This window comes from Micromonospora sp. NBC_01412, from assembly GCF_045040215.1.
In the GTDB taxonomy this organism is placed as follows: Bacteria; Actinomycetota; Actinomycetes; order Mycobacteriales; family Micromonosporaceae; genus Micromonospora; species Micromonospora rubida.
The window spans coordinates 4,046,674-4,072,970 of sequence record NZ_CP109528.1; the positions used below are offsets into that span (position 1 = coordinate 4,046,674).

A 26,297-nucleotide genomic window follows, 5' to 3' on the forward strand; every position below is an offset into this window, starting at 1 on the left:
GCGACACTGGGAGGATGATCGACGGGACCTGCCAGACCTTCGTGTCGGACTGTCACGTCCGCACGGCAGTCGAACTGATCAACCACGCGTGGGATCCCGTCGTCCTGTCGGCGCTGCGCGCCGGCCCCACGAGGCGCAACGACCTGTTGGAACGCATCGCGGGCATCAGCGACAAGGTCCTGACGCAGGCGCTGCAACGGCTGCGAGCGCGGGGGCTGATCGCCCGACAGGGCAACGACGAACGCGTGCCGGGGCGTCGCGGCGTCGTCTATGAGCTGTCGCCTCTGGGCGAGTCGTTTGCCAACGGCCCACTCGCGCAACTGGCCCAATGGGCCGCGGCGCACCAGGCGGAACTCCTCGAGCCGGCAGCGACGTCATGACCCGCGACAGCTGGCGTTCCGCCGATCAAGGCCGGTCGGCCACCGCCGAGGTCGGCTCCGCCAGCTCCGGCGCCTGCGGCTGGCGGGGGGCCACCTCGACCTGCGCGGGGACGGCCAGCTCCTGGTCGGACACGCCCAGCTCGGCGAGCTTGCGGGCGCTGACCAGCACCCGTGACTCCAGCGAGCCGACCGCCCGGTTGTACGCCGTCACCGCCCCGCCGAGCGACGTGCCGAGCTTGCCGACGTGGTCTCCGAGGGTGGACAGCCGGCCGTACAGCTCGCGGGCCAGCGAGTGCACCGCGACCGCGTTGCGGGCCAGCGACTCCTGCCGCCACGAGTACGCCACCGTGCGCAGCAGCGCCACCAGGGTGGCCGGCGTCGCCAGCACCACGTCGCGGGCGAACGCGTGCTCCAGCAGCGTCGGGTCGCGCTGCAACGCCACGTCCAGGAACGGGTCGGCCGGCACGAACAGCACCACGAACTCGGGGGTCGAGTCGAACGCCGCCCAGTAGGACTTCGCGGCCAGCGCGTCGACGTGCGCCCGCAGGTGCTTCGCGTGCGCGTCGAGCTGGGTGTTCCGGCCGCGTTCGTCGCGCGCCTCCATCGCGGTCAGGTACGCGTCGAAGGGCGCCTTCGCGTCCACCACCACGGTGCGCCCGCCGTGCAGCCGGACCACCAGGTCGGGACGCACCCCCTGGTGGTCGGTGGTGGCGGTGACCTGCTCGTTGAAGTCGCAGTGTTCCAGCATCCCGGCGGCCTCGACGATCCGGCGGAGCTGGTGCTCGCCCCAGCGGCCCCGCACCTGGGGCGCGCGCAGCGCCGCCACGAGCTGCTTGGTCTCGGTGCGCAGCTCGCCGGAGACGGTGCTCATCGCGCGGACCTGCTCGCGCAGTTCGGCGTACGCGTCGACCCGGGCGTGCTCGAGGTCGGCGACTCGAGACTCGTAGCGCCGGAGGGTGTCGTGCAGCGGCGCGACCGCCCGGGCCACCGCCTCCTGGGACTGGGCGGTCGCCTCGTAGCTGAGCGCCCGCATCGACTGCTCCAGTCGCCCCTCGCCCTCCCGGGTCGCGGCGAGGGTGGCCTCCAGCCGGGCGATGTCGGCCGCCGCCCGGGACCGGGCAGCGAACCAGCCCAGCGCGCAGCCGAAGGTGAGGCAGAACACCACCACGGCCAGCGTCGAGAAGCTCATCACCAGAGCTTGCCAAACGCGTACGAGGTGACGACGCCGGGTACGTTCGAGAGCATGGAATTTCTGCTCGTGGTCATCCTCGCGGCGCTGCTCGTCGGCGGTCTCCTCTGGTGGCGCCGGGAGAGCGCGGCCCGGGAGGCCCGCAGCCTGGCCGACGGGCGCGCCGACGCCCAGCGCTGGTACGAACGCCTCGGCGGCCAGGTGATGAACCTGCACGGCGACGACCCGGCGGTGCGACAGGCCCTGGTCGACGCCGGCGAGCGGTACAACGCGGCGGGCAGCCAGCTCGAGCAGGCCCGCACGGTCCACCAGTACCGGCTGGCCCGGGAGACGGCCCTGGAGGGGCTGGCGTACGCCCGGGCGGCCCGGATCGCGCTGGGCATCGACCCCGGCCCCGAGCTGCCGCCGCTGGCCTCCGCGCAGGGCGCCGGCCAGCTCACCCGGGAGCGCGAGGTCAACGTGCAGGGGCAGTCCTTCCGGGCCGGCCCGCAGCCGGGCCGGGCCACGCCCTACTACTACCCGGGCGGCCGGATGCAGGGGCGGCCGGTGCCGGCCGGCTGGTACTCGACGCCGTGGTGGAAGACCGCGCTCGGCGCGGGCGCCGGGGTGCTCGGCGGGATGCTGATCGCGGACGCGCTCTTCTCCCCGGCGTTCGCCGACCCGGGGTACGGCGCCGAGGCCGGCGGCCAGGAGGGCTTCGACGGTGGCGGTGACCAGGGCGGTGACTTCGGCGGCGGTGACCAGGGCGGTGACTTCGGCGGGGGCGATTTCGGCGGCGGCGATTTCGGCGGAGGCGACTTCGGGGGCGGGGACTTCTGACGCCGGGCACGCGTGAAAAAGGTCCCCCGCCAGGCGAGGTGCGCCGGCGGGGGACCTTTCTCACGTCTCAGCCGGTGTTGCGCATGCCGGCGGCGATGCCGTTGACCGTGGTCAGCAGGGCCCGCTCCAGGGCCGTCCCGTCGTTGGGGGCACGCCGGCCGCCCGGGGCGGTGGCCACGGCCCGACCGGCCGCGCCCGAGTCCCGGTACTGCCGCAGCAGCGCCACCTGGAGGTGGTGCAGCGGCTCCAGGTAGGTGTCCCGCACCGCGAGGGTGCGCTGGAGCACCGGCGAGTTCTCCAGCAGGGCCGGCGAGGAGGTGACCGCCAGCACCTCCTGCTTGGTCAGCTCGTACTCCTGCTCGATCTTGGCGAAGATCGGGTGCAGCTTCTTGGGCACCAGGGTCTCGACGTACCGGCGGGCGATGCTCAGGTCGGTCTTGGTCAGCATCATCTCGACGTTCGACAGGAACGTGCGGAAGAAGTGCCAGTTGCGGTTCATCTCGGAGAGCACGTCCTCCAGGCCGGCCGCCCGCGCCGCCGCCAGCCCAGAGCCCACTCCGAACCAGCCGGGCACGATCTGCCGGGTCTGGGTCCAGCCGAACACCCACGGGATGGCCCGCAGCCCGGCCAGGCCGGCCCCGGTGTTGGGCCGCTTCGCCGGGCGGGAGCCGATGTTCAGCGCGCCCAGCAGTTCGGTCGGGGTGGACGCCCAGAAGTACTCCGGCAGGTCCGGGTCCTCCACCAGCGACCGGTACGACCGGAACGCCGCATGGGAGACCACGTCCATCGACGCGTCCCAGCGTTCCAGCATCTCGGCGGGCTGCCGGGGCGCGGTGTGCAGCAGGGTCGCCTGGAGCACCGCGGCGACGGTCAGCTCCAGGTTCTCCCGGGCCAGCGCCGGCAGGGTGTACTTGTCGGAGATGACCTCGCCCTGCTCGGTGACCTTGATCGCGCCGTCCAGGGTGCCGTACGGCTGGGCCAGGATCGCCTCGTGGGTGGGGCCGCCGCCGCGCCCGACGGTGCCGCCCCGGCCGTGGAACAGCCGCAGGTGCACCCCGTGCTGGGCGGCCACGTCGCGCAGCGCCCGCTGGGCCCGGTGGATCGACCACTGGCTGGTGGTGATGCCGGCCTCCTTGTTCGAGTCGGAGTAGCCCAGCATCACCTCCTGCACGTCGCCCCGGGCCGCCACCAGGGCCCGGTACGCGGGCAGCGACAGCAGCTCGTCCAGCATTTCGCCGCCGGAGTCCAGCTCGGCCGGGGTCTCCAGCAGCGGCACGAAGCCGATCCGGGCCCGGCCGCTGTGCACGTCCACCAGACCGGCCTCGCGGGCCAGCACCACGGCCGCGAGGACGTCGTCCACGCCGAGGGTCATCGAGATGATGTACGACTCGATGACCTCGGAGCCGAACCGGTCCTGCGCCTCGCGGATCGTGCCGAACACGTCGAACGTCTTGCGGGCGCTCTCGGTCAGCGGGGTGTCGAGCGTCGACAGCGGCCGGCGGCCGGTCAGCTCGTCGGCGAGGAGCTTGGTCCGCTCCAGGCGGCTCAGCGACGGGTAGTCGGGCACCTCGCCGACGGCCGTGTAGAGCTGGGTGAGCACCTCGTGGTGCTTCTCGGCGTGCTCCCGCACGTCCATGGTCGCCAGGTGCATCCCGAACGCGGACACCGTGCGGATCGTGGAGGCGAGGTGGCCGACGGCGGTGAGCTGGCCGGAGTTGCGGGCCAGCGAGGCGCGCAGCAGCTCCAGGTCGGCGATCAGCCCGGCCGAGCCCCGGTAGTCCCGGCCCGGCACGTGCGGGGTGCCCCGGCGCAGCCGCTCCCGGGTGTTGGCCAGCTTCGCCTTCACGCACCGGGCCTTCAGCCGGTACGGCTCCTCGGCGTTGACCCGGCGGAACCGGGCCGCCACCTCGGGCAGCGCGTCCAGGTCGGCGGCGAGGCTGGCGGAGAGGTCCAGCGACACCCCGCGCAGCCGGCGGGAGACGGACACCTCTTTGATCAGGTGCTCCATCGCCACCTCGGTGGCCGCGATGCCGTGCTCGTGCTGGATCTGCAGCACCTCCCGGGTGACCGCCGGGGTGACGAACGGGTTGCCGTCCCGGTCGCCGCCGATCCAGGTGCCGAAGGTCAACGGCCGGGACGTCGGCGCGGTTTCCACCCCGAGGGTGCGCAGCGTGTCGGCGAGGTCGTCGAGCACCTGCGGGGCGGCCTCGGCGTACAGGTCGCGCAGGTAGTAGATGGCGTTGCGGGCCTCATCGGTCGGGTCCGGCCGGTCCAGCCGCAGCTCGTCGGTCTGCCACATCAGGTCCAGCAGTTCGGCGAGGCGCCGGTTCGCCGGCCCCTCGTCGCTGGCCCCGTAGAGGATCGCGTTGGCGGTCTCGGCGTCCAGCTCGTCGGCGATCGCCCGCAGCTTCGACAGGATCGACCGGCGGGCCGCCTCGGTCGGGTGGGCGGTGAACACCGGTCGGACCGCGAGCCGGCGGGCCGCCGCCGCGATCTCCTCGGCCGGCACCCCACGCTCGGCGATCATCTTGGCCGCCTGGTCGAGCCAGCCGCCCTGCGCCGCCCGGCGGCGGCGCAGGTCCCGGGCCCGGTGCACCTGCTCGGTGATGTTGGCCAGGTGGAAGTAGGTGGAGAAGGCGCGGGCCAGCTTGGTGCCGGTGGTCACGTCCAGCCCGCCGAGGCGCTGCGCGGCGGTGGGGACGTCGGAGCGGACCAGGGCGCGGATCTCCTCGACGAGGTCGAGCAGCGGGCGACCCTCCTGCCGGGCGAGGGTCTGCCCGAGCAGCGTGCCGAGGCGGCGGATGTCGGCTCGCAGTGCGGCGTCGGGGCCGTCGTGGTCGTACTGGTCGGTCACGATGCGCTCCTTACGTGAGTACGAAGGACAGCGCTGTCCGACTTCCTGGATCGTATCCGCGCCGACCCATCGGGACGGAAGGGGTCCTGCTCGTCCCTTTCCCTGGAATGCCCGGCTGCCGTCGCCGCCCTCACCCCGCGGATCGGGTATCCGTGCTGGCGGGGGCGGTGGTACGCGGCCGTCGGGCGGTGCTGCGCCGGCCGCGTACCAGCGTGGCCGTGAGCAATCCCACGACGCCGAGCGCCGCCCAGAGCACCAGGCCGCCCACCGGCCATGCCATCGAACGGCGGTCGAAGTAGGCCGCCGACTTGATCAGGTCGGTGGTCAGTCCGGGCACGTTCCAGAGGTGCATCCCGCGCAGCCAGGTGGGCAGGAACTCCGGTGCGTAGACGCCGCCGGAGCCGGGGTTGCCGAGCACCACCAGCAGCAGGATGACGATCCCGGTGCCGAGCAGCCCGAGCCAGCCCTGCACCGCGGCGGCGACCATCGCGGCGGCGAAGACGGCCAGCGCCCCGCCCGCGGCGACCGCCGGCACGTCGTGGTCCCACACGTCCAGCACCGGGCCGACGATCAGCGCGCCCACCACGCCGAGCACCACCGCGTACGCGGCGAGGGCGGCGATTCGCAGCCCGGCCCGGGCGAGGCTGCGGGGCGCGGTGCCGGTCTTCAGGCCCAGGGCGGTGGAGGCGAGGTAGCCGCCCAGCACGTAGCCGACCGCGAGGTAGAACGGGACGAGGCCGCGCGGGTCGCTCGACTCGACCGGTACCTCGTCGGTGACCTGGAGCGGCAGGTTCGCCTGCCGGGCGGCCTGGCCGAGCACCTGCTCGACCACCTCGGTGGCGGCGGGCGCGGAGGCGCTGGCGGTGGCCAGGCGCAGCCCGTCCTCGGGCGTGGCGGTGAGCACCCCGTACACCTCGCGGGCGGTCAGCCCGTCGTCGGCGGCCTCGGCGTCGCCGTACTCGACGGGCTTGATCGTGTTGGTCTGGCCGCGCACGGCGGCCATGATGGCCTCGGCGTGCTGGTCGCCGACGACCACCCCGACCGGCACGTCGCGGGGCGTGGGTTGGTGCAGCGCCCCCACGTACGCGGCGATGAACGCGGCGGCCAGCGCCAGCGTGCCGACCAGCAGGGCGGCGGCGCGGGGCAGCCAGTCGCGCACCGGGATGTCCGGCTCCTCGTCCACGTGGCCAGCCTAGGGCGCGATATTCCCGGCTTGGGGCGTTTCGCCGGGCCACTGGCGGGGCCGAAAAGCGGTTGGGGTCGCCGGTAGCGTCTGATTATGGAGTCGCTGCGCTATCCGCCGAAGCCCCGGCCCGGCGACCGGGTCGCCGTCGTGTCACCCTCCGCCGGCCTGCCGGCGATCTTCCCCCACGTGTACGAGCTGGGCCTGCGCCGGCTGCGCGAGGAGTTCGGCCTCGAACCCGTCGAGTTCCCGACCACCCGGGTCATGGGCGCGGACCCGCGCGACCGGGCCCGGGACGTCACCGCCGCCTTCGCCGACCCGACGATCACCGCCGTGCTCGCCACCGTCGGCGGGGACGACCTGATCACGGTCACCCCGCACCTGGACGACGCCGTGCTGCGGGCCAACCCGAAGCCGTACTTCGGGTACTCCGACAACACGAACGTCCTCAACCACCTGCACCGGCTGGGGATCGTGGCGTACCACGGCGGGTCCGTGCTGGTGCACCTCGGACGCCCCGGCACGCCGCACCCGCTGACCCTGGACTCGCTGCGTGCCGCCCTCTTCACCCCCGGCTGGTACGACCTCACCCCCGCCCCCGAGTGGGGCGATCAGCCCAACGACTGGCGCGACCCGGCCACGCTCGCCGCCGAGCCGGTGATGTTCCCGGGGACCGGTTGGCGCTGGCAGGGCCCGGCGCGGGTGGTGCGGGGGCGCACCTGGGGCGGCAACCTGGAGATCCTGCACTGGCTGCTGGCCACCGACCGGATCGGCGCGGGCGCCGACCACGCGGGCGAGGTGCTGCTGATCGAGACCTCGGAGGAGCTGCCGTCGGCCACCGAGGTTTACCGGATCCTGCGCAACCTGGGGGAGCGGGGACTGCTCGGCGGCTTCCCGGCGGTACTCGTCGGCCGGGCCAAGGCGTGGGACTTCGACCGCCCGCACACCGTGGAGCAGCGTCGCGCCTACGCCGACGAGCAGCGGTCTGCGGTGATCCGGGCGTTGAACGAGTACCGCCCGGACGCGGTGATGGTCTTCGATGTCGATTTCGGCCACACCGACCCACAGCTGATCATCCCGTACGGGGGAGAGGTCGTCGTCGACGCGGTGCAGCGCCGGATCAGCGTGCGCTACTGACCGTCGGGCTCCCGCACGAACACCCCGGCACCCGGGGCGCCCTCAACCAGCCCGCGAGCCTTGAGCCAGTCGATCGCCGAGCGGACCACCTGGCGGGAGACGCTGAACTCGGCACACAGTTCCGTGCCGGAGGGCAGCTTGGCCCCCGGCGGATACTCGCCCGACTCGATGCGCTCGGTCAGGGTCTCGATGAGTCGTTGCTTCTTCGTGTACGCAGGCATGGGCTTACTTCCGTGGCAGGTAAGGCCATGTGATCACGGCTGGTGCGAAGCGCGGCGGCCCGCGGCGACGAGGTGTTCCAGGTGCGACTCGGCCTGTGGCGGATGGACGTCGGCCCCACCCCGCCGTCCGGTCTGCTGATCGAACTCTCCGCCGGCGAGCACGTCGAGCGCTGGCCGATCGACCAGGCGCAGTCGCGTGCGCTCGCCCGCATCTCCCGGCGGTTGCTGGCGGGTCTCGGTTCCGGCGCGATGCGGGCTGCCTGACGGCCGGCTCGGCAGCGGCAAGGTCAACTCAGGATGCGTGACATCGGGGTGGCTGCGCGGCGGGAGGCCTCGATGTGCGGGACCTGTCGTTGATTGCGAAAGCGGGTGGTGGTCAGGCGTCGAGGACGGCGAACGCGCGGACTGGGAAGGTGCCCATCCCGGCCACCCTCGGCGGCGCGGCGGTGAACCGGAAGCCGGTCGGGGGCAGCGCGTCCAAACCGGTCAGGTGCTCCACGATCGGGATCCCGGCCGCCAGCAGGCCACTGTGCGCCGGGCGCTCACCCCGAGCTGCCGGGCTCATGTCGTCGATGTTGATCGAGTCGATGCCGACGAGGGCCGCCCCCGCCTCGACCAGCCACGCCGCGCCGTCCCCGGTCAGGTACGGCGCGTCCGGGGACGCGTACCGGTCGGTGCCGAAGTGCGCGGACCAGCCGGTGTCCAGCAGCACCGCCCGCCCCGCCACCTCGTACGGGGCGAGCAGCAGGCGGTCCACCGCGCGGGTGCCGGCGGGCACCCGGACCACGATCCCCGGCAGGTCGGCGAGGCGGTCCAGCGGGACGCCGGTGAGGTCGGGCCCGTCGGCCCACCGGTGCGCGGGCGTGTCCAGGTACGTGCCGGTGTTGGCGATCATGTCGATCCGGCCGACCTGGAACTCCGTGCCCTGGGCGTAGTTCGCCCGGGACGCCTCCCGGGTCAGCCACTCGGTGATCCGGGGCGTCGGCCAGCCGGGCAACGTGGTCATGCCGTCGCTGATCACGTGGCTCAGCTCGACCAGCCGCCGTTCCGCCGGCGCCGGGCCGGCGGTTCCCCGGCCGCCCCGGTGTGGCTCCTCGACGACCTGCTTCTCTCGGATCCGCACCTTGGTCACCATGAGCAGCCCGAGGTGCCGGACGAACAGCGCGGCCAGCTCATCGTCGTCGACGTCCTGCCCCGGTATGTCGAGCCGGAACCCCTCCGTCCGCAGGCTCCCGCCGTTGGCAAAGGTCACCTCCGCGTCGAACCGCGCCCGCCACTGTCCCGTCATGCCTCGGACTCGACCACGCCCCGGGGCCGCCGGTCAAGATCGTTCCCGGGAAGGGCCAAGATCGTGCCTGATCACGGAAACAGTGGCCTCACTCGCGGCCGGACCCCACTATTTCCCGGATCGAGCACGATCTTGCCCCGCCCCCGCCCAACACGTCCCCGCCCCCGCCCAACACGCCCCCCAGGTCGTGCAAGTTCACGGATTTCGTGGCCTCGGGAGGGGTTGGACACCACTAGTTCCGTGAATTTGCGCGATCTCGGGCGTGGGGGTGGGTGGGACGGCGCGGGAGTGGGTGAGGGCCGGGCTGCGGGGATAGGCTGAGGGTTGTCAACCCCCCGTCCCTGCCGGCGTGGGGGGAACTGTCGTGTGCCACGACCGCGTCACTGGGAAGTGATCAGTTTGCTCACCGGACTTTTTGCCGCCGCCCTGGCCGATCCCGGGCTGGCCCGGGCGCGTGACCTGGCGCGCTCCGGTGCCGCGCAGGTCGACGGGCTGGACCTGACCGCCCCGGCGGCACTGCGCCCGTTCGCCGTCGCCGCCGTCGCCGCCGACCCGGCCGGAGCCGCCGGGCCCGACGGGAGGCCGGCCCCGGGTGCGGGGCCTGACGGAGGGCCCGCCGGGGGCGCGGGGCGGCCCGTGCTGGCCGTGACCGCCACCAGCCGGGAGGCCGACGACCTGGCCACGGCGCTGGGCAGCCTGCTCCCGCCCGAGCAGGTCGCCGTCTACCCGTCCTGGGAGACGCTGCCGCACGAGCGGCTCTCGCCCCGCTCCGACACCGTCGGCCGGCGACTGGCCGTGCTGCGGCGGCTCGCCCACCCCGACGCCGCCGACTCGCGTGGGCGCACCGGGCCGCTGCGGGTGGTCGTCGCGCCGGTCCGGTCGCTGCTCCAGCCGCAGCTCAAGGGCCTCGGGGATCTGGAGCCGGTCCGGCTCGCCGCCGGCGACGAGGCGGACCTGGAGGACGTCGCCCGCCGGCTCACCGACATGGCGTACGCCCGGGTCGACCTGGTCACCAAGCGGGGCGAGTTCGCGGTGCGCGGCGGCATCCTCGACGTCTTCCCGCCCACCGACGAGCACCCGTCCCGGGTCGAGTTCTGGGGCGACGAGGTGGAGGAGATCCGCACCTTCGCCGTCGCCGACCAGCGGACCATCGAGGCCGTCCCGCTGCTCTGGGCGCCGCCGTGCCGGGAGCTGCTGCTCACCCCGGCCGTGCGGAGGCGGGCCGCCGCGCTCGCCGACGAGCACCCGGAGTTGGCCGAGATCCTGGACAAGCTGGCCGAGGGCATCCCGGTCGAGGGGATGGAGTCGCTGGCCCCCGTGCTGGTCGGCGCGGACTCGCTGGAGCTGCTGCTGGACTGCATGCCGGCCGGCACCCACGTGCTGCTCTGCGACCCGGAGCGGATCCGCACCCGGGCGCACGACCTGGTCCGTACCTCGGAGGAGTTCCTCCAGGCGAGCTGGGCCGCCGCCGCCGTCGGGGGCCAGGCCCCAGTGGACCTCGGGGCCGCCGCCTTCAAGACCCTGGCCGACGTACGCGTGGCGGCCCGCGCCCTGCGCCGGCCCTGGTGGACCCTTGCCCCGTTCGGCCTCGTGGACGACCTTCATTCGGCCCAGAACGCCGGCCATCGGCGCGGCGGCCGAATTGTGGTCGAGGCGGACGCCACGGCCCCGGCCCGGCAGCCCTGGGAGGACGCGCCGGCCGAGGTCGACGTCACGCCCGACGACGCGATCGCGGTCACCCTGGCCGCGCAGCCCGCCCCGCTCTACCACGGTGAGACGTCCCGGCTGGTCGATGACCTCACGCGCTGGGCCGGCGAGGGCTGGACCGTCGCGCTGGTCTTCGAGGGGCACGGCCCCGCCCAGCGGGCCGTCGAGGTGCTGCGCGACGCTGGCCTCGGCGCCCGGTTCGTCGAGCAGGTCCCGGACGCGCCTGCCCCCGGCGGGCTGCTGGTCACCTGCGGCAGCCTGACCAGCGGATTCGTCGACGAGGCGTCCCGGTTCGTGCTGCTGACCGGCAACGACGTCACCGGCGGCCGGGGCACCTCGACCCGGGACATGCGCAAGATGCCGAGCCGGCGGCGCAACACCATCGACCCGCTGGAGCTGAAGGCCGGCGACCACGTGGTGCACGAGCAGCACGGCATCGGCCGGTACGTCGAGCTGGTGCAGCGCACGGTCAACGGCGCGTCCCGGGAGTACCTGGTCATCGAGTACGCCGCGAGCAAGCGCGGCCAGCCCGGCGACCGGCTGTTCGTCCCCACCGACCAGCTCGACCAGCTCTCCCGGTACGTCGGCGGCGAGCAGCCCACCCTGCACAAGATGGGCGGCTCGGACTGGCAGAAGTCCAAGGCCCGGGCCCGCAAGGCGGTCAAGGAGATCGCCGCCCAGCTCATCCAGCTCTACGCCGCGCGGAAGGCGTCCAAGGGGCACGCCTTCGGGCCCGACACCCCGTGGCAGCGGGAGCTGGAGGACGCCTTCCCCTGGCAGGAGACGCCCGACCAGTTGGCCGCCATCGAGGAGGTCAAGCGGGACATGGAGCAGACCGTCCCGATGGACCGGCTGATCTGTGGCGACGTCGGGTACGGCAAGACCGAGATCGCGGTCCGGGCGGCGTTCAAGGCGGTGCAGGACGGCAAGCAGGTGGCGGTGCTCGTGCCGACCACCCTGCTCGTGCAGCAGCACTACAACACGTTCGCCGAGCGGATGGGCCAGTTCCCGATCCAGATCCGGCAGCTCTCCCGCTTCCAGACGCCGAAGGAGTCCGAGCGGACCCTGGAGATGGTCGCCGACGGCACCGTCGACATCGTGATCGGCACCCACCGGCTGCTCCAGACCGCCACCCGGTTCAAGTCCCTCGGCATGGTGGTCGTCGACGAGGAGCAGCGCTTCGGCGTCGAGCACAAGGAGCACCTGAAGACGCTGCGCGCCTCGGTCGACGTGCTGAGCATGTCGGCCACCCCGATCCCGCGGACGCTGGAGATGGCGATCACCGGCATCCGGGAGATGTCGACAATCGCCACCCCACCGGAGGAGCGGCACCCGGTGCTGACCTTCGTCGGGGCGTACGACGAGCGGCAGGTGGCCGCGTCCATCCACCGCGAGTTGCTCCGCGACGGCCAGGTGTTCTACCTGCACAACCGGGTCGAGTCGATCGACAGGGCGGCGCGGAGGCTCCGCGAGCTGGTGCCCGAGGCCCGGGTCGCGGTGGCGCACGGCCAGATGGGCGAGGAGGCCCTGGAGAAGGTGATGGTCGGCTTCTGGGAGAAGGAGTTCGACGTCCTGGTCTGCACCACGATCGTGGAGTCGGGCATCGACATCCCGAACGCCAACACCCTGATCGTGGAGCGGGCCGACCTGCTCGGCCTGTCCCAGCTCCACCAGATCCGTGGCCGGGTCGGCCGGGGCCGGGAGCGGGCGTACGCGTACTTCCTCTACCCGCCGGAGAAGCCGCTCACCGAGCACGCCCACGAGCGGCTGGCCACCATCGCCCAGCACACCGAGCTGGGCGCCGGCATGTATGTGGCGATGAAGGACCTGGAGATCCGGGGCGCGGGCAACCTGCTCGGCGGCGAGCAGTCCGGCCACATCGAGGGCGTCGGCTTCGACCTGTACGTCCGGATGGTCGGCGAGGCGGTGCAGACGTTCAAGGGCGAGCGCCCCGAGGAGGAGGCCGACGTCAAGATCGACCTCCCGGTCGACGCGCACCTGCCGCACGACTACATCGGGGTGGAGCGGCTGCGCCTGGAGATGTACCGCAAGCTGGCCGAGACCCGCGACGACGAGCGGCTGCGCGAGGTGGTCGCCGAGATGACCGACCGGTACGGCGAGCCGCCCGCCCCGGTGCAGAACCTGGTCGCGGTGGCCCGGTTCCGGCTGCTGGCCCGCCGGTACGGCCTCACCGACGTCTCGATGCAGGGCAAGCACCTCCGGTTCGGCCCGCTGCCGCTGCCCGACTCGAAGCAGCTCCGGCTCAAGCGGTACCACCCCGACTCGGTCTACAAGTCCGCGCTCGACCAGGTCAGCGTGCCCCGGCCGAGCACCCGCCGGATGGGCGGCGAGCCGCTGCGCGACCAGGCGCTACTGGAGTGGTGCGCGCAGCTCCTCTCCGACCTGCTGGGCGATCCTGCCCCCGCGGCCCGGCCGGCCGGGGCCGGCGCCCGGTGAGCCGGCGCGCGGACCGGGCCAGCTGCGGCGCGGCGGGGCGGTACGGCGGCGCGGCTGCGGCGCGGCGGGGCGGGCTGCGGCGGCGCGGGCTGCGTCGGTGCGGCGGTGCGACGCGGCGGCGCGGCGTGTGCGCTGACCGGCGCCGGGCGGTGGGCGGCGTCATAGCCGGTGGGGACGCATGAGAGAGTGACGGCCATGCGTGCTCGCCGTCTCATCGCCGCCGCCAGCGTCGCGGCCCTCGGTGTCCTCTCCCTCGGTGCGTGCGGGAAGTCCGCGCCGGACGTCGCCGCGTACGTCGGCGACACGAGGTACTCCATCGACCGGGTGGACGAGATCTACGACAACGCCCAGTCGATGTATGCCGCCGCCGTGAGCGCCGAGGCGGTGCAGTCGGGGGCCACCCCGTCGCCGGAGCAGCTGCGCTCCTCGGTGACCAAGCAGGACGTGCTGAACCTGCTGGTCAGCATCGATCTGGGCAAGCGGGTGGTGGCCACGCAGGGCCTCCAGGTGCCCGACGAGGTCAAGCCGGAGCAGTTGGAGCAGCAGCTCCGGATCCCGGCCGCCGCCGAGTACGCGAAGCTGTGGGGCGAGTGGGTGGACATCTCCGCCGTGCTGGGCGAGAAGCTGCCCCCGGCCAAGGTCAGCGACAAGTCGGTCATGGCTGTCTACGGCGCCATCGAGAAGGCCGGGGCGATCCAGTCCGGGCTGAGCGTCGCCGAGGTCCGGAAGATGTTCGGCGAGACCGGCGAGGGCGAGGGCGGCTTCGTGCGCGGCGCCACCGCGCTCAGCTCGGCCCTCCAGGCGGAGGCGGAGAAGGCCGGCACCTCGATCAACCCCCAGTACCGGCCGATCGGCGTGCCGTCGGTGGTCAGCACCGGTCAGTCGCTGGTCTTCTACTCGCTGCCGTACATCGACCATGACGGCCCGGTCACCGACATCTCCACCCCCGAGGCCCCGGCCACGGAGTCGGCAGCCCCGGCGACCCCCGGGGTATGACGGCCCGGATCGTCCTGCTGGTCACCTCGCCCCGGCTCCCGGTCGGGCTGCTGACCGCCGCCGCCTGGGACGTCGTACGCGGCAACCCGGTGCTGGCCGGGGCGGAGAGCGAGCTGACCGCCGCGGTGCGGGCGGCAGGCGGCGAGGTGATCGTGCCGGACGGCTCGGCGACGCCGGCGCTGCTGGACGCGGCGGCGGCGCACGGCGCGGTGGTCTGGCTGGCCGGCCCGGTGGGCGACGAGGCGCTGGCCCGGGAGCTCGGGCTGCGGTTGGCCCGGGAGCCGGGCCTGGCCGAGCTGGAGCTGATGTACGGCTCGTGGGACCCGCCCGGGGCCCGGCTGCTCGACGCCGTCGAGGTGATGGACCGGCTGGCCTCGCCCGGCGGTGACCCGTGGAAGCGGGCGCAGACCCACCGCAGCCTCGCCGGTTTCCTGATCGAGGAGTGCTACGAGGCGTACGACGCCATCGGCGCCGACGACACCGACGCGCTCCGCGAGGAGCTGGGCGACGTGCTGCTCCAGGTGCTGCTGCACGCCCGGTTGGCCGAGGAGCTGCCCGAGGGCGAGCGGTGGAACGTCGACGACGTGGCCGGCGGCCTGGTGGACAAGATGGTCCGGCGCAACCCGCACGTCTTCGCCGACGACCAGGCCACCACCCTGGACGAGATCACCGCCAACTGGGATCGGATCAAACAGGTCGAGAAGGCCCGGGACTCGGTGCTGGACGGCATCGCGCCGAGCCTGCCCGCGCTCGCCCTGGCCGGCAAGATCCTTGAGCGCGCCGCCCGCGCCGGCCTGGCCGTACCCCCGCCCCTGGCCGACTCCCAGGTCGACCCGGAGGCGCGGCTCGGCGCGAGCCTGCTGGCTGCGGTCGTGGCCGCCCGCGAGGCGGGCCTGGACCCGGAGGCGGCCCTGCGCCGCGCCGCCCTGGCGTACGCGGACGCGGTCCGCGCCGCCGAACGGGCCACCGGCACCGACTGACCCGCCGGAGCGGGCCCGGACGCGACGGGCGGGCTCACCGCCACCACCGCCGTGCTGAGCCGGGCCGTGGTGGACAAGGCGGGCAGCCGGCCCAACTGACGTCGGACGCCGGGCCGGCTCCCCCGCTAGGGTCGTCGCATGTCATCCTTCGCACCCCGTGCCGAACGGATCGTCGACGCCCTGCTGGATAGCCGGCCCGGCCTCGCCATGTCCGCCGGCGACCACCGGTGCGACGACCGGCTGCCGGACCTGTCCGCCGCCGCCGTCGCCGCCGACCGGGAAATGCTCCGGGACGCGGCCGACGCGCTCGCCGAGCTGGACCCGGACGCCCTCGACGTCGACGAGCGGGTCGACCACGCGCTGCTCACCGCCCTGGTCGACCGGGAGCTGTTCGAGACCGACGAGATCCGGGCGGCCGAGTGGGACCCGCTGCGGCACAACCCGGGCCCGCTGCTGCACGCCCTGATCGCCCGCCCGTACGCTCCGGCCGAGGTGCGGCTGACCAGTCTGGCCGGCCGGCTCGCGGCCGTACCGGATGCCCTGGCGACCGCGCGTGCGACGTTGCGGGACATGCCCCGGGTGCACGCCGAGACGGCGGTCGGGCAGTTCACCGGCACGGCGGCGCTGGTCCGCGACGAGGTGCCCCGGCTGCTGGCCGAGGCGCCCGAGTTGCACGACCGGGTGGAGCCGGCGGCGACCGCGGCGATCGCGGCGCTGGAGGAGTTCGTGGCCTGGCTGCGCACCGGCCTGGCGGCCGACGCAGGCCCGGGGCGCGACCCCCGGCTCGGCCGGCGGCGTTGGGAGGCCCGGCTCTGGCACACCCTCGACACCGAGCTGGGCGCCGCCGAGGTGCAGCGCCGTGCCTGGGCCAACCTGGACCGGGTCACCGCCGAGATCCGCGAGGCGGCCGTCGAGCTGGTCGGCGGGGCGGGCGACGACGAGACGGTACGCCGGGCGCTGGACCTGCTGGCCGCCGAGCACCCCGACGACCACACCATCGTCGACCTGGCCTCGGTCACCCTCGACGAGGCGACCGACTTCGTCCGCGCCCGTGACCTGGTCACCCTGGTCGACGACCCGTGCGTGATCCAGGAGATGCCCCAGTTCGCCAGGGGCGTGGCGGTGGCGTACTGCGACTCGCCCGGCCCGCTGGAGACGGCGGACGTGCCGACGTTCTACTGCATCGCACCCACCCCGGCGGACTGGCCGGCGGCCCGGGTCGAGTCGTTCTACCGCGAGTACAACGACCACATGATCCGCAACCTGACCGTGCACGAGGCGATGCCGGGGCACTTCCTCCAGCTCGCCCACGCCCGCCGGTACGCCGGCCCGACCCGGGTCCGGGCGCTCGCCGAGTCCGGGTCGTTCATCGAGGGCTGGGCGGTGTACGCCGAGGAGCTGATGGTCGGCCTCGGCTTCGGCGGCCTGCCGGTGCGGTTGCAGCAGCTCAAGATGCAGCTTCGGATGACCATCAACGCGCTGCTCGACCAGCTCGTGCACTGCGACGACCTGCCGGAGTCCGAGGCGATCGCGCTGATGACGGGCCGGGGCTTCCAGGAGGAGGGCGAGGCGGCCGGCAAGTGGCGGCGGTCGCTGCTCACCTCCACCCAGCTCTCCACCTACTTCGTCGGGTACAGCGAGGTCGCCGGGATCGCCGCGCTGCGTCCCGACGGGGTGTCGGTGCGCGAATGGCACGACGCGATGCTCGCCCACGACTGCCCGCCCCCGCGCCACCTGCGCACCCTGCTCGGCGTGTGAGCAGGCGGGCGGGTCAGCCCGCCGGGCGGGCTGCGACGTGGTCGACCAGCCACCGGGAGATCGAGTACGCCGGGGGCAGCTCAGCGGACAGTGCGTCGAGCGGGAACCAGCGGGCCTGCGTCAGCTCCTTCCCGTCGACGACCGGCTCGGCGGCCGGGTCGGCGGCGGTCGCGGTGAAGCCGGCCAGCAGCACGCCCGGTCCGGACAGCGCCCAGGGCTGGCTGCCGAAGTAGGAGACCGTGCCGAGGGTCAGCCCGACCTCCTCGCCGACCTCCCGGCGGGCCGCCGCCTCCAGCGACTCGCCGGCTTCCACGTAGCCGGCGACCAGCGCCCACAGCTCCGGCGGCCCGTCCGCGTGCCGCACCAGCAGCAGCTCGTCGGGGCTGCCGGCCGGCCCGGGCCGGGTGATCGCCACCAGCACGGCGGCGGAGAGCCGCAGCGGCACATACAGGTCGCAGTCGGGGCAGCGCCGGGACTGCTCGCCCGGCACGTCGGCCAGTTCGGCCCGGCACGCCCCGCACCAGCGGTGGGTGCGCCGCCAGGTGAGCACGGCCAGCGCCCGGCCGGCCAGGTCGGCCAGCGGGGTGGGTAGCTCGGCGGCGAGCGCCCGCCAGCTCCGCCAGTGCCCCGGATAGGCCTCCTCGTCGACGTCCTCGCCGGCCAGATCGGCCAGATCGGTGCCCCAGGCGGGCACCCCGGCCAGGGCGCCGAGCGGAACCCAGGCGGTGTCGGCGGGCAGCTCGGCCACCCGGGGGAAGCCCTCCGGGCCGGTCAGCAGCCTCCGCCCGGCCACCACCAGGGCGAGGTCGCCGGGCTGCGGCGGGCCGGACCGCTGCGCCCCCGGCACGAACCCGCCGCCGTCGGGGGTCGGCGGCGCGGCGGTCACGAGTTGACGGCGCGGCGGTCGACCACGCCGGCCCCGGCCGGCAGCTCGAAGCTCGCCCCGTCGACGGTGTCGCTGTAGCGGGTCAGGGCCAGCTCCGTCGGCCGGCCGTCGAGCTCGCCGGTGAAGCTGCCGAGCACGCCCTCGGCGGTCACGCAGGCGGTGAAGTTGCCGGCCGGCCGCTGCACGTCCACGCAGGTGGCGGGGCGCCCGGCGAGGGTGGTGTCGCTCTGTGCGACGACCGCCTCCGGGGCGAGCGCGGCCTCGGTGAGCAGCCCCACCACCACCGGCGGGGTGACCAGGCCGCGCTGCTCGGCCTCGGTGAACAGGGCCACCGAGGGCTTCGCGGTGGTCACGGGCGGGGCGAGCAGGGTGCACACGGTCCGGGCCGTGCCGGTCTCGCATCGGGTGGTGGCCTCGGCGGTGACGGTCAGCATCCCGTCCGGCCAGGCGTACACCGAGCGGGCTGGGTCCTGGGTCTGGGCGATGGAGGCGGCCCGGCCGCCGGAGATCTGGTAGTCGGCCGAGTAGGTCAGCTCCAACGCCCGGTCCAGCCGGGCGGCGATGTCGTTGACCAGGTCCGCTCGCCCGATCGCCCGGCCGGCGTCGTCGAGGGCCTGGCAGCCGGTGACGGAGAGTGATGCGATGGCCGACAGGGCGAGCGCGCGGAGCGTGGTCGAGACGGCGGGCATGGCGACCAGCCTCGTCGATCGGGTCCACGTCACGCAAACCCGTTGCCGGGTTGAGGGCCGAGAATCCGGGAATGTCCGACGCCTGCCCCCGGGCCGGTACGCCGGGCGACGCGGTGCGCCAAGCCGCCGCCCGATACGCTGCGTTCAACACCTGCCCCAGCCGCACCGTCGCGGCCCATACCGGACCGGAACCACACATACGAGGAGCGACTCAGTGGCAACCATCGAGGGAATCGTCGCCCGGGAGATTCTCGACTCGCGGGGCAACCCGACGGTCGAGGTCGAGGTCGGGCTCGACGACGGCACGATCGCCCGCGCCGCGGTGCCGTCCGGCGCCTCCACCGGCGCCTTCGAGGCGATCGAGCTGCGCGACGGTGACGCCGGCCGCTACCAGGGCAAGGGCGTCGAGAAGGCGGTCTCGAACATCGAGGACAAGATCGTCGACCAGCTCATCGGGTACGAGGCCAGCGAGCAGCGGCTGATCGACCAGAAGATGCTGGACATCGACGGCACCGACAACAAGGGCGAGCTGGGCGCCAACGCCATCCTGGGCGTCTCCCTGGCCGTGGCCAAGGCGGCGGCCGGCAGCGCCGAGTTGAGCCTCTTCCGCTACCTGGGCGGCCCGAACGCGCACCTGCTCCCGGTGCCGATGATGAACATCCTCAACGGTGGGGCGCACGCCGACTCCAACGTCGACGTCCAGGAGTTCATGATCGCGCCGATCGGCGCGCCCAGCTTCCGCGAGGCGCTGCGCTCCGGCGCGGAGGTCTACCACGCGCTGAAGTCCGTGCTGAAGAAGAAGGGCCTCTCCACCGGGCTCGGCGACGAGGGCGGCTTCGCCCCGAACCTGCCCACCAACGCCGCCGCGCTGGACCTGATCGCCGAGGCGGTCGAGAAGGCCGGGTACCGGCTCGGCACCGACATCGTCTTCGCCCTCGACGTGGCCGCCACCGAGTTCTTCGACAACGGCACGTACACCTTCGAGGGCACGGCCAAGTCCGCCGACGAGATGAGCAACTACTACACGAAGCTCGCGGGCGACTACCCGATCGTCTCCATCGAGGACCCGCTGGCCGAGGACGACTGGAGTGGCTGGGCCACCCTGACCGCGGCTCTCGGCGACCGGATCCAGATCGTCGGCGACGACCTGTTCGTCACCAACCCGCAGCGCATCGCCCGGGGCATCGCCGAGAAGTCCGCCAACGCCGTGCTGGTGAAGGTGAACCAGATCGGCTCGCTCACCGAGACCCTCGACGCGGTCGAGCTGGCCCACCGGGCCGGGTTCTCCTGCATGATGAGCCACCGTTCCGGCGAGACCGAGGACACCACCATCGCCGACCTGGCGGTGGCCACCGGCTGTGGCCAGATCAAGACCGGTGCCCCGGCCCGCTCCGACCGGGTGGCCAAGTACAACCAGCTCCTGCGGATCGAGGAGGAGCTGTCCGACGCGGCGCGGTACGCCGGGGTGGGCGCATTCCCGCGTTACCGTTCCGCCTGAGACGCCCAGCGAGCCTCGGGGGAGGGGTGTGACGATGCAGCAGCGCCGCACACCGGGTGGTCAGCGTCCCGCCCGCCGGCCGGGTAGCACCGGCCGGCCGGGCGGGGCCCGCGCCCGGGCATCGGTCCGCGACGGCGTCCGCGCGGAGGCGCGCACCGCCGGCCGGTCGCCCGGCTCGGCCCGCGCCGCCGACCAGGTTCGCTCCGCGAGCCGCCCCGCCGCGGCCCGTCGCACGGCGGCCGGCGGCGGCGTCAAGCGGCTCTCCGCACCCCACCCCCGGCGCTTCACCGGGCGGGCCACCGTGCTCTTCGCGGTGCTGATCGCCCTCGCCCTCGCCTACACCTACCCGGTCCGGGTCTACCTGGACCAGCAGGCGGACATCGAGCGGATGGAGGCGGCCCAGGCCGCCCAGCGGCAGTTGATCGCCGAGCGCTCCGTCGAGGCGGCCAAGTGGCAGGACGACGAGTACATCCGCATCCAGGCCCGGGAGCGGTTCTACATGGTCTACCCCGGCGAGGTCCCGGTGATCGTGCTCAACGATCCGGCAGGCGCGGCCCGGGACGCAAACGGCGGGAAGGCCCCCGCCCAGCCGCAGACCCCCGCCCCCTGGTACGACACCCTGTGGTCGAGCGTGCGGGCCGCGAACGCCGACCGCCCCGGCCAGTGAGCGCAGCACCAACAGAGCACCGACGAAAGATGGGCACCGTGACTGTCGTACCCCCGCAGCACCCGGCGGCGGACTCCGTACCCCCGCCGGAGCGGGAACCGGCCACCGAGCGTGACCTGGCCGCGGTGGCCGCCCAGCTCGGACGCACCCCGCGCGGCACCCGGGCGGTGGCCCACCGTTGCCCCTGCGGCCTGCCCGACGTGGTGGAGACGACCCCGCGCCTGACCGACGGGACGCCCTTCCCGACGCTGTTCTACCTGACCTGCCCCCGGGCGACCGCCGCGTGCAGCCGGCTGGAGTCGGCCGGGCTGATGAAGGAGATGGCCGAGCGGCTGGCCGCCGACCCGGAGCTGGCCGCCCGGTACCGGGCGGCGCACGAGGACTACCTGGCCCGCCGGGCCGCGATCGGCGAGGTGCCGGAGATCGCCGGCATCTCGGCCGGCGGCATGCCCGGCCGGGTGAAGTGCCTGCACGTGCACCTCGGCCACGCCCTCGGCGCGGGCCCGGGGGTCAACCCGCTCGGCGACGAGACGCTGGCGCTGGTGGAGAAGTGGTGGGCCGCCGGCCCCTGCGTGGACGTGCCGGCGGGCGAGTGACGATGCCGGCGCCCGACGAACTCGTGGTGCGCCGCGCCCGCACCTCCGACGTGCGCGGCATCCGGCAGCTGGTGGACACCTACACCGACGACCGGCGGCTGCTCAGCAAGGCCACCGTCACTTTGTACGAGGACGTGCAGGAGTTCCGGGTGGTGGCCGACGGCGACGGCGCGGTGGTCGGCTGCGGTGCGCTGCACGTCATGTGGGAGGACCTGGCGGAGATCCGCACGGTCGCCGTCGACCCGGCGTACCGGGGCCGGCGGCTCGGGCACCGGATCGTCGGCGAGCTGATCGACGCGGCCCGGGAGATCGGGGTGGCCCGGATCTTCGTGCTCACCTTCGAGACCCGGTTCTTCGCCTCGTTCGGCTTCGCCGAGATCGACGGCGCACCGGTGCCGCAGCCCGTCTACGAGCAGCTCCTGCGCTCGTACGACGAGGGCGTCGCGGAGTTCCTGGACCTGGAGCGGGTCAAGCCCAACACCCTGGGCAACACCCGGATGCTGCTGCGCCTCTGAGCGGCGTGCCCGTCGACGAACGGGGCGTGCCGGTCAGGTGCGGCGCGGGTGTGCGGCGAAGAAGTCCCAGATCAGCTCGGTCGCCGTGAGCCCGGCGTCGGGGTCCGCGAGCTGCCCGGAGGGCGCGCCGGGCCACGAGTGACCCATCTCCGGCAGCGTGTAGACGGTGACGTCGCTGCCGTCGGCGCAGCGGGCGTCGGTGCGGCTGGCCGTCGGCGTCCCGGCCGGCCGGGACGCCGCCCGGCAGCGCAGCCGTTGCTGCCAGCTACGGATACCGGTGCGGAACGCATCCGCGTACTGGTCCTGCCCGCCGATGAACGTGATCACCGAGACCGGTTGTTTCGGGACGTAGTCCGCCGCCTCGGCCCGGGAGCCAATGTAACCGCCGCTGACCACGCCGATCGCGGCGAAGACGCCCGCCGCCTCGACCGCGGCCCGGAAGCTCATGTCGCCGCCGTTGGAGATGCCGGTGAGGTGGACCCGGTCCGGATCGGCACCCCAGGTGCGCACGAGGTGCTCGGCGAGGGCGGTGAGGAATCCGACGTCGTCCGCCTCCCCGCAGCAGATCAGGGCGTTGAAGCCGCCCGCGATTCCGTCCGCGTACGCGACCAGGGCGTTCTCCCGGTCGGCCACGGCGTCCAGGCCGACCATCTCGCGCATCCCGTCGCCGCTGCCGGGGAAGAAGTGCAACGCGATGACGAGGGTGCTGGGCTTCGCCGGGTCGTACCCGGGCGGGGCGTGCAGCAGGTAGCGGCGATCCACCCCGCCGTACGGAAGGGTCAGCCGGTGATCCCCCGGGGCGGGCCGCACGACGGCGTCGGACGGCGAGGGCGCGGGAGCCGCGGATCCTCCGTCGCACGCCGCACCGGCCATTATCAGCCCCGCGACCGCCAGTGCCGCCAACCGCCGCATGCCCCGTCCCCCCGTCGTCGATCGAACACACCTTCGGCCGCCGCGCGGCACCCGGTCAACCCTTTCGGTTCTGGCCGAAGGCGGGCAGGCTACTTGCCATGCTTCGCCTCCGGCTGCGATCGGCAGACCTATGCCGGATCCGCTTCGCCGACCGCCTGCACCCGGTCGGCACGGCGCTCCTGGCCAGCCAGGCGCTCTGCGGTCCTCCGGTCGGCGTGACGGCACCCGTGCTGGCCGGCCGCGCGACCGAGGTCGCCGGGGACGACGCGGTCCGGGCCGCCACCGCCGCGCTGCGGCACCTGTTGCCCGCGCAGGGGCGGTTGCCGGACTTCCTGACCCCGTTGGACGGGCTGGAGTCGGTGGCGGCCGGCCTCGACGCGATCCGTGCCACGCCGGCCCGCCGGATCCGGGCGGACGTGACCGTCGCGTACGCGGACCTGCCGCCCAGTCCGCTGCGACGCCGCCTCGCGGCGGCCGACCCGCAGGTGCTCGACCTGCTCGCCCGGGCGACCAGCACCTGGTTCGAGGCTGTGCTCGCGCCGCACTGGGCGGACCTGGCACTCGCGCACCGCCACCAGGTGGCCGCGGCCGCGGAGTGCTACGCGACCGCCGGGCTGGACGGCCTGCTCGGCGGCCTGCACCCGCTGATCCGGTGGCGGGCGCCCGTGATCGAGGTCGACACGTGGTGGAGCGCCGACCTGCCCGGCACCGGACACGGGCTGATCCTGCTGCCCTCGCCGCTGGCCGGCTCGCGTCCCCGGGTGCTGGTCGAGCCGGGTCGTCCGGTCCTGCTGGTCTACCCCGTCGCGATCGGCGCGCCGGTGGCCTCGTCGGCACCGGAGGTGGACCCTCTCGCCCGGCTGCTGGGCCGGACCCGGGCCGCGGTGCTGCGCCGGCTCGCCGAGCCCGGTACGCACACCACCACGGCGCTCGCCCGGGCCACCGGGATCAGCCTCGCCTCGGCGTCGGAGCACGCGAGCGCCCTGCGGGACGCGGGCCTGGTCGCCACCGACCGCGTCGGCGGTGCGGTGCGGCACCGGCTGACGCCGCCGGCCACCCACCTGCTGAACGCACCCCGGGCGACGTGAGCGCGGCCGGCTCCGGACCGGCGGGCTTGATCAGATCCGGCATGCTGCCCGGATGGGGATTCTGAGTACGACGCTCCGAGTGCTCGCGGCGCTGCTGAGCGCCGCCGCCCTCCTCGGGGCGGTACGCCTCGTCGCGCCGGCCACCGCCGGCCCGGACGGCGAGCCGCCGGGGGTGGCCCGGCAGCTCGCCTTCCTGCGCGCCGCCCTCGACGACGGCGCGGGCGAGGACGCGCAGGCGCTCTTCCCCGAGGGGTGGTTCTTCGCCCACGCCCTGTACGGGCTGGCCCGGGTCGAGCTGGGTCTGCGCGAGCCGGCCGGGCGGCGGGAGCCGGCCCTGCGGGAGGCCCGGTGGGCCCTGGCCCGGCTGGAGTCGCCGGCCGGCACCGCACCGTTCGACCCCGGCCTTACCCCCGCGTACGGGATCTTCTGGCAGGGCTGGACGAACTGGCTGCGCGGCGGCGTGCTCGCTCTGCAACCGGCGGACCGGCGCGACCCGGCCGAGGCGGCCCGGTTCGCCGAGGCGTCGGTGGCCGTCGGGGCGGCGTTCGACGGGTCCGCCTCGCCGTACCTGGCCGCGTACCCGGGGCAGGCGTGGCCGGTGGACTCGACGGTCGCGATCGCCTCGCTGCGGCTGCACGACGCGCTGCTCCCGCCCCGCTTCGCCGGCACCGTGACGCGCTGGCTGGACGGTGTGCGGCAGCGCCTCGACCCGGGCACGGGGCTGCTGCCGCACCGGGTGGACCTGGCGACCGGGGCCCCGGCCGAGGTGGCCCGGGCCACGTCGCAGAGCGTCGTCCAGCGCTTCCTGGTGGACGTCGACCCGGCGTTCGCCCGGGAGCAGTACCTGCGCTTCCGGGACCGGTTCGTGGCCACGCCGCTCGGGCTCGGCCCGGCCGTGCGCGAGTACCCGCACGGCATGGACGGGCCGGGCGACGTGGACTCCGGGCCGCTGCTGCTCGGGGTGAGCCTGTCGGCCACCGTGGTCACCCTCGGCGCGGCCCAGTCCCAAGGCGACGCAGCGCTCGCCGGGGCGCTGGCCAACTACGGCGACCTGGTGGGCCTGCCCGTGGACACCCCGTGGACCCGCCGGTACGCCTTCGGGGTCCTCCCGGTCGGCGACGCGTTCCTGGCCTGGTCGAAGACCGCCCGCCCGTGGGTGGCCGACCCGCCGGACCCGCCCCCGGCCACGGTGCGCTGGTGGTGGCGGCTGCCACTGATGTCGGTGCTGCTGCTCGCCGGCGTGCTCCTGTGGCTGCCGGACCTGCTGCGCCTGGCGCACCGCCGTCGATCATCGAGCGCCCGTCCGGCGGCGGGGCGGGCGGCTGAGCCGGCCGGGGTGGGACGGCTGCCGTAGGGTTGCTGCCGTGACGACGCGCGTGGCCTCCATCGACTGCGGGACCAACTCGATCCGACTGCTGGTCGCCGACCTGCCCGACCCGTCCGCCGGGGCGGAGGCGCCGCTGGTCGACCTCAGCCGCCGGATGGAGATCGTCCGGCTCGGCCAGGGCGTCGACCGGACGGGCCGGCTCGCGCCCGAGGCGATCGAGCGGACCCGGGTCGCGCTGGCGTCCTACGCCGCCGAGATCGAGAAGTTGGGCGCGGAGCGGGTCCGGATGTGCGCCACCTCGGCGTCCCGGGACGCCTCCAACGCTGGGGACTTCCGGGCCATGGTGGAGCGGACCCTCGGCGTGGCCCCCGAGGTGGTCACCGGCGACGAGGAGGCGCGGCTCTCCTTCACCGGGGCGGTGCGCGGCCTGCCCGCCGACGCGAAGGCGCCGTACCTGGTCGTCGACATCGGCGGCGGGTCGACCGAGTTCGTGGTCGGCACCCGCGAGGGCGGCGTCGAGGCCGCGATCTCGGTGGACATCGGCTGCGTCCGGATGACCGAGCGGCACCTGCACGGCGACCCGCCCGGCCCGGACGAGATCGCCGCCGCGCAGGCCGACATCACGGCCGCGGTGGACCGCGCGCTGGCGGCCGTGCCGGGGCGGCAGGCCGCCACCCTGGTCGGGCTCGCTGGTTCGGTCACCACCGTCGTGGCCCTCGCCGAGGGCCTGACCGAGTACGATCCGGAGCGCATCCACCACGCCCGGGTGTCGTACGAGGCGGTGGCGCGGGTGACCGCCGACCTGCTCGGCAAGACCCGCGAGCAGCGGCTCGCCACCCCGGTCATGCACCCGGGGCGGGCCGACGTGATCGGGGCGGGTGCCCTGGTCCTCCAGGTGATCATGGAGCGCGCCGGTATGTCCTCGGTGGTCGCCTCGGAGCACGACATCCTCGACGGCATCGCCTGGAGCCTGCTGCCCACCGCCGGCTAGCCGATCCCCGGCTAGCCGATCCCCGACATCGCCGCTTCTCCGGCCCGGCGTCCGGCTGCTGTCGCCGGGGCGATCGACCGGCCCGTCGCCCAAGATCGTGCTCGATCCGGGATTCAGTGGCCTCCCCGCGCGCTCGATGCCACTGAATCCATGTTCGAG

23 protein-coding genes are annotated in these 26,297 nt (G+C 74.2%); 15 read left to right on the forward strand and 8 right to left on the reverse strand.

Features of this window, described 5'->3' with window-relative positions:
- The first annotated feature begins 14 nt into the window (after positions 1-14).
- The gene (locus OG617_RS18670) at positions 15-380 is read left to right on the forward strand and encodes a winged helix-turn-helix transcriptional regulator (RefSeq protein ID WP_405103477.1); all 366 of its coding nucleotides are present in this window, start codon (positions 15-17) and stop codon (positions 378-380) included.
- A 25-nt stretch (positions 381-405) separates the two neighbouring features.
- Here OG617_RS18670 and OG617_RS18675 read toward each other — a convergent pair whose 3' ends face one another.
- Positions 406-1,569, reverse strand: coding sequence for a DNA recombination protein RmuC (locus OG617_RS18675; RefSeq protein WP_405103479.1), 1,164 nt, complete (start codon positions 1,567-1,569; stop codon positions 406-408).
- A 54-nt stretch (positions 1,570-1,623) separates the two neighbouring features.
- Here OG617_RS18675 and OG617_RS18680 point away from each other — a divergent pair, with 54 nt between their 5' ends.
- Entirely contained in the window at positions 1,624-2,388 is a 765-nt protein-coding gene (locus OG617_RS18680; protein WP_405103481.1) for a hypothetical protein, read from the forward strand.
- 67 nt (positions 2,389-2,455) lie between these two features.
- Here OG617_RS18680 and ppc read toward each other — a convergent pair whose 3' ends face one another.
- Entirely contained in the window at positions 2,456-5,242 is a 2,787-nt protein-coding gene (gene ppc / locus OG617_RS18685; RefSeq protein WP_405103483.1) for a phosphoenolpyruvate carboxylase, read from the reverse strand.
- A gap of 130 nt (positions 5,243-5,372) precedes the next feature.
- Entirely contained in the window at positions 5,373-6,425 is a 1,053-nt protein-coding gene (locus OG617_RS18690) for a hypothetical protein (protein WP_405103485.1), read from the reverse strand.
- A gap of 96 nt (positions 6,426-6,521) precedes the next feature.
- Between OG617_RS18690 and OG617_RS18695 the strand changes: the two genes are divergently transcribed.
- Positions 6,522-7,562, forward strand: a complete 1,041-nt coding sequence (locus tag OG617_RS18695) for a S66 peptidase family protein (protein ID WP_405103487.1) — start codon at positions 6,522-6,524, stop codon at positions 7,560-7,562.
- On the opposite strand, the gene OG617_RS18700 is transcribed toward OG617_RS18695, so the two are convergent.
- On the reverse strand, positions 7,556-7,783 hold the full coding sequence (locus OG617_RS18700) for a winged helix-turn-helix domain-containing protein (protein ID WP_405094372.1): 228 nt from the start codon (positions 7,781-7,783) through the stop codon (positions 7,556-7,558). The two genes, OG617_RS18695 and OG617_RS18700, sit on opposite strands and share 7 nt — an antisense overlap.
- A 42-nt stretch (positions 7,784-7,825) precedes the next feature.
- On the opposite strand from OG617_RS18700, the gene OG617_RS18705 reads away from it, so the two are divergent.
- Positions 7,826-8,047, forward strand: coding sequence for a hypothetical protein (locus OG617_RS18705; RefSeq protein ID WP_405094373.1), 222 nt, complete (start codon positions 7,826-7,828; stop codon positions 8,045-8,047).
- Positions 8,048-8,159: 112 nt separating this feature from the next.
- Here the strand turns inward: OG617_RS18705 and OG617_RS18710 are convergent, their stop codons facing one another.
- On the reverse strand, positions 8,160-9,071 hold the full coding sequence (locus tag OG617_RS18710) for a cyclase family protein (RefSeq protein WP_405094374.1): 912 nt from the start codon (positions 9,069-9,071) through the stop codon (positions 8,160-8,162).
- A gap of 399 nt (positions 9,072-9,470) precedes the next feature.
- On the opposite strand from OG617_RS18710, the gene mfd reads away from it, so the two are divergent.
- The 4 genes from mfd (at position 9,471) to OG617_RS18730 (ending at position 16,969) form a co-directional block, all read left to right on the forward strand.
- On the forward strand, positions 9,471-13,235 hold the full coding sequence (gene mfd / locus OG617_RS18715) for a transcription-repair coupling factor (RefSeq protein WP_405094375.1): 3,765 nt from the start codon (positions 9,471-9,473) through the stop codon (positions 13,233-13,235).
- A gap of 195 nt (positions 13,236-13,430) precedes the next feature.
- Complete coding sequence (locus tag OG617_RS18720; RefSeq protein WP_405094376.1) at positions 13,431-14,231, forward strand: hypothetical protein; 801 nt, start codon at positions 13,431-13,433, stop codon at positions 14,229-14,231.
- Positions 14,228-15,211, forward strand: a complete 984-nt coding sequence (locus OG617_RS18725; protein WP_405094377.1) for a nucleoside triphosphate pyrophosphohydrolase — start codon at positions 14,228-14,230, stop codon at positions 15,209-15,211. The genes OG617_RS18720 and OG617_RS18725 overlap by 4 nt, the downstream gene beginning before the upstream one ends.
- A 138-nt stretch (positions 15,212-15,349) precedes the next feature.
- Positions 15,350-16,969, forward strand: a complete 1,620-nt coding sequence (locus tag OG617_RS18730; protein WP_405094378.1) for a DUF885 domain-containing protein — start codon at positions 15,350-15,352, stop codon at positions 16,967-16,969.
- A 13-nt stretch (positions 16,970-16,982) separates the two neighbouring features.
- Here OG617_RS18730 and OG617_RS18735 read toward each other — a convergent pair whose 3' ends face one another.
- Together OG617_RS18735 and OG617_RS18740 are read right to left on the reverse strand one after the other, a co-directional pair.
- The gene (locus tag OG617_RS18735) at positions 16,983-17,855 is read right to left on the reverse strand and encodes an NAD(+) diphosphatase (protein ID WP_405094379.1); all 873 of its coding nucleotides are present in this window, start codon (positions 17,853-17,855) and stop codon (positions 16,983-16,985) included.
- Complete coding sequence (locus OG617_RS18740) at positions 17,852-18,544, reverse strand: hypothetical protein (RefSeq protein ID WP_405094380.1); 693 nt, start codon at positions 18,542-18,544, stop codon at positions 17,852-17,854. The genes OG617_RS18735 and OG617_RS18740 overlap by 4 nt, the downstream gene beginning before the upstream one ends.
- Before the next feature lie 214 nt (positions 18,545-18,758).
- Between OG617_RS18740 and eno the strand changes: the two genes are divergently transcribed.
- Genes eno through OG617_RS18760 form a run of 4 tightly spaced genes read left to right on the forward strand, consistent with a single transcriptional unit; the run spans position 18,759 to position 21,820 of the window.
- Positions 18,759-20,042: a phosphopyruvate hydratase gene (gene eno, locus OG617_RS18745; protein WP_405094381.1), complete on the forward strand. Its 1,284-nt coding sequence runs from the start codon at positions 18,759-18,761 to the stop codon at positions 20,040-20,042.
- Between the two features lie 34 nt (positions 20,043-20,076).
- Positions 20,077-20,709, forward strand: coding sequence for a septum formation initiator family protein (locus tag OG617_RS18750; RefSeq protein ID WP_405103799.1), 633 nt, complete (start codon positions 20,077-20,079; stop codon positions 20,707-20,709).
- A 38-nt stretch (positions 20,710-20,747) separates the two neighbouring features.
- A complete protein-coding gene (locus tag OG617_RS18755) occupies positions 20,748-21,305 on the forward strand; it encodes a DUF501 domain-containing protein (RefSeq protein ID WP_405094382.1) in 558 nt (185 codons plus the stop codon).
- 2 nt (positions 21,306-21,307) lie between these two features.
- Positions 21,308-21,820, forward strand: coding sequence for an amino-acid N-acetyltransferase (locus OG617_RS18760; protein ID WP_396677887.1), 513 nt, complete (start codon positions 21,308-21,310; stop codon positions 21,818-21,820).
- A gap of 33 nt (positions 21,821-21,853) precedes the next feature.
- On the opposite strand, the gene OG617_RS18765 is transcribed toward OG617_RS18760, so the two are convergent.
- Positions 21,854-22,582, reverse strand: coding sequence for an alpha/beta hydrolase family esterase (locus OG617_RS18765; RefSeq protein WP_405094383.1), 729 nt, complete (start codon positions 22,580-22,582; stop codon positions 21,854-21,856).
- Between the two features lie 248 nt (positions 22,583-22,830).
- On the opposite strand from OG617_RS18765, the gene OG617_RS18770 reads away from it, so the two are divergent.
- The 3 genes from OG617_RS18770 to OG617_RS18780 are packed head-to-tail and all read left to right on the forward strand — an operon-like array spanning position 22,831 to position 26,138.
- The gene (locus OG617_RS18770) at positions 22,831-23,820 is read left to right on the forward strand and encodes an ArsR/SmtB family transcription factor (RefSeq protein WP_405094384.1); all 990 of its coding nucleotides are present in this window, start codon (positions 22,831-22,833) and stop codon (positions 23,818-23,820) included.
- A gap of 52 nt (positions 23,821-23,872) precedes the next feature.
- Complete coding sequence (locus OG617_RS18775) at positions 23,873-25,174, forward strand: hypothetical protein (protein WP_405094385.1); 1,302 nt, start codon at positions 23,873-23,875, stop codon at positions 25,172-25,174.
- Between the two features lie 22 nt (positions 25,175-25,196).
- Positions 25,197-26,138 carry an exopolyphosphatase gene (locus tag OG617_RS18780; protein ID WP_405103801.1) on the forward strand — a complete coding sequence of 314 codons (942 nt, stop codon included), beginning with the start codon at positions 25,197-25,199 and terminating at the stop codon, positions 26,136-26,138.
- Positions 26,139-26,297 lie beyond the last annotated feature (159 nt).

Excerpts from the sequence above, each read along its gene's own strand:
- OG617_RS18725 (WP_405094377.1), top strand. The coding sequence starts at position 14,228 with ATGACGGCCCGGATCGTCCTGCTGGTCACCTCGCCCCGGCTCCCGGTC.
- OG617_RS18770 (WP_405094384.1), top strand. The coding sequence starts at position 22,831 with ATGCTTCGCCTCCGGCTGCGATCGGCAGACCTATGCCGGATCCGCTTC.
- OG617_RS18775 (WP_405094385.1), top strand. The coding sequence starts at position 23,873 with ATGGGGATTCTGAGTACGACGCTCCGAGTGCTCGCGGCGCTGCTGAGC.
- OG617_RS18670 (WP_405103477.1), top strand. The coding sequence starts at position 15 with ATGATCGACGGGACCTGCCAGACCTTCGTGTCGGACTGTCACGTCCGC.
- OG617_RS18675 (WP_405103479.1), bottom strand. The coding sequence starts at position 1,569 with ATGAGCTTCTCGACGCTGGCCGTGGTGGTGTTCTGCCTCACCTTCGGC.
- OG617_RS18750 (WP_405103799.1), top strand. The coding sequence starts at position 20,077 with ATGCAGCAGCGCCGCACACCGGGTGGTCAGCGTCCCGCCCGCCGGCCG.
- OG617_RS18695 (WP_405103487.1), top strand. The coding sequence starts at position 6,522 with ATGGAGTCGCTGCGCTATCCGCCGAAGCCCCGGCCCGGCGACCGGGTC.
- OG617_RS18680 (WP_405103481.1), top strand. The coding sequence starts at position 1,624 with ATGGAATTTCTGCTCGTGGTCATCCTCGCGGCGCTGCTCGTCGGCGGT.
- OG617_RS18730 (WP_405094378.1), top strand. The coding sequence starts at position 15,350 with ATGTCATCCTTCGCACCCCGTGCCGAACGGATCGTCGACGCCCTGCTG.
- OG617_RS18700 (WP_405094372.1), bottom strand. The coding sequence starts at position 7,783 with ATGCCTGCGTACACGAAGAAGCAACGACTCATCGAGACCCTGACCGAG.
- OG617_RS18720 (WP_405094376.1), top strand. The coding sequence starts at position 13,431 with ATGCGTGCTCGCCGTCTCATCGCCGCCGCCAGCGTCGCGGCCCTCGGT.
- OG617_RS18760 (WP_396677887.1), top strand. The coding sequence starts at position 21,308 with ATGCCGGCGCCCGACGAACTCGTGGTGCGCCGCGCCCGCACCTCCGAC.
- OG617_RS18740 (WP_405094380.1), bottom strand. The coding sequence starts at position 18,544 with ATGCCCGCCGTCTCGACCACGCTCCGCGCGCTCGCCCTGTCGGCCATC.
- OG617_RS18710 (WP_405094374.1), bottom strand. The coding sequence starts at position 9,071 with ATGACGGGACAGTGGCGGGCGCGGTTCGACGCGGAGGTGACCTTTGCC.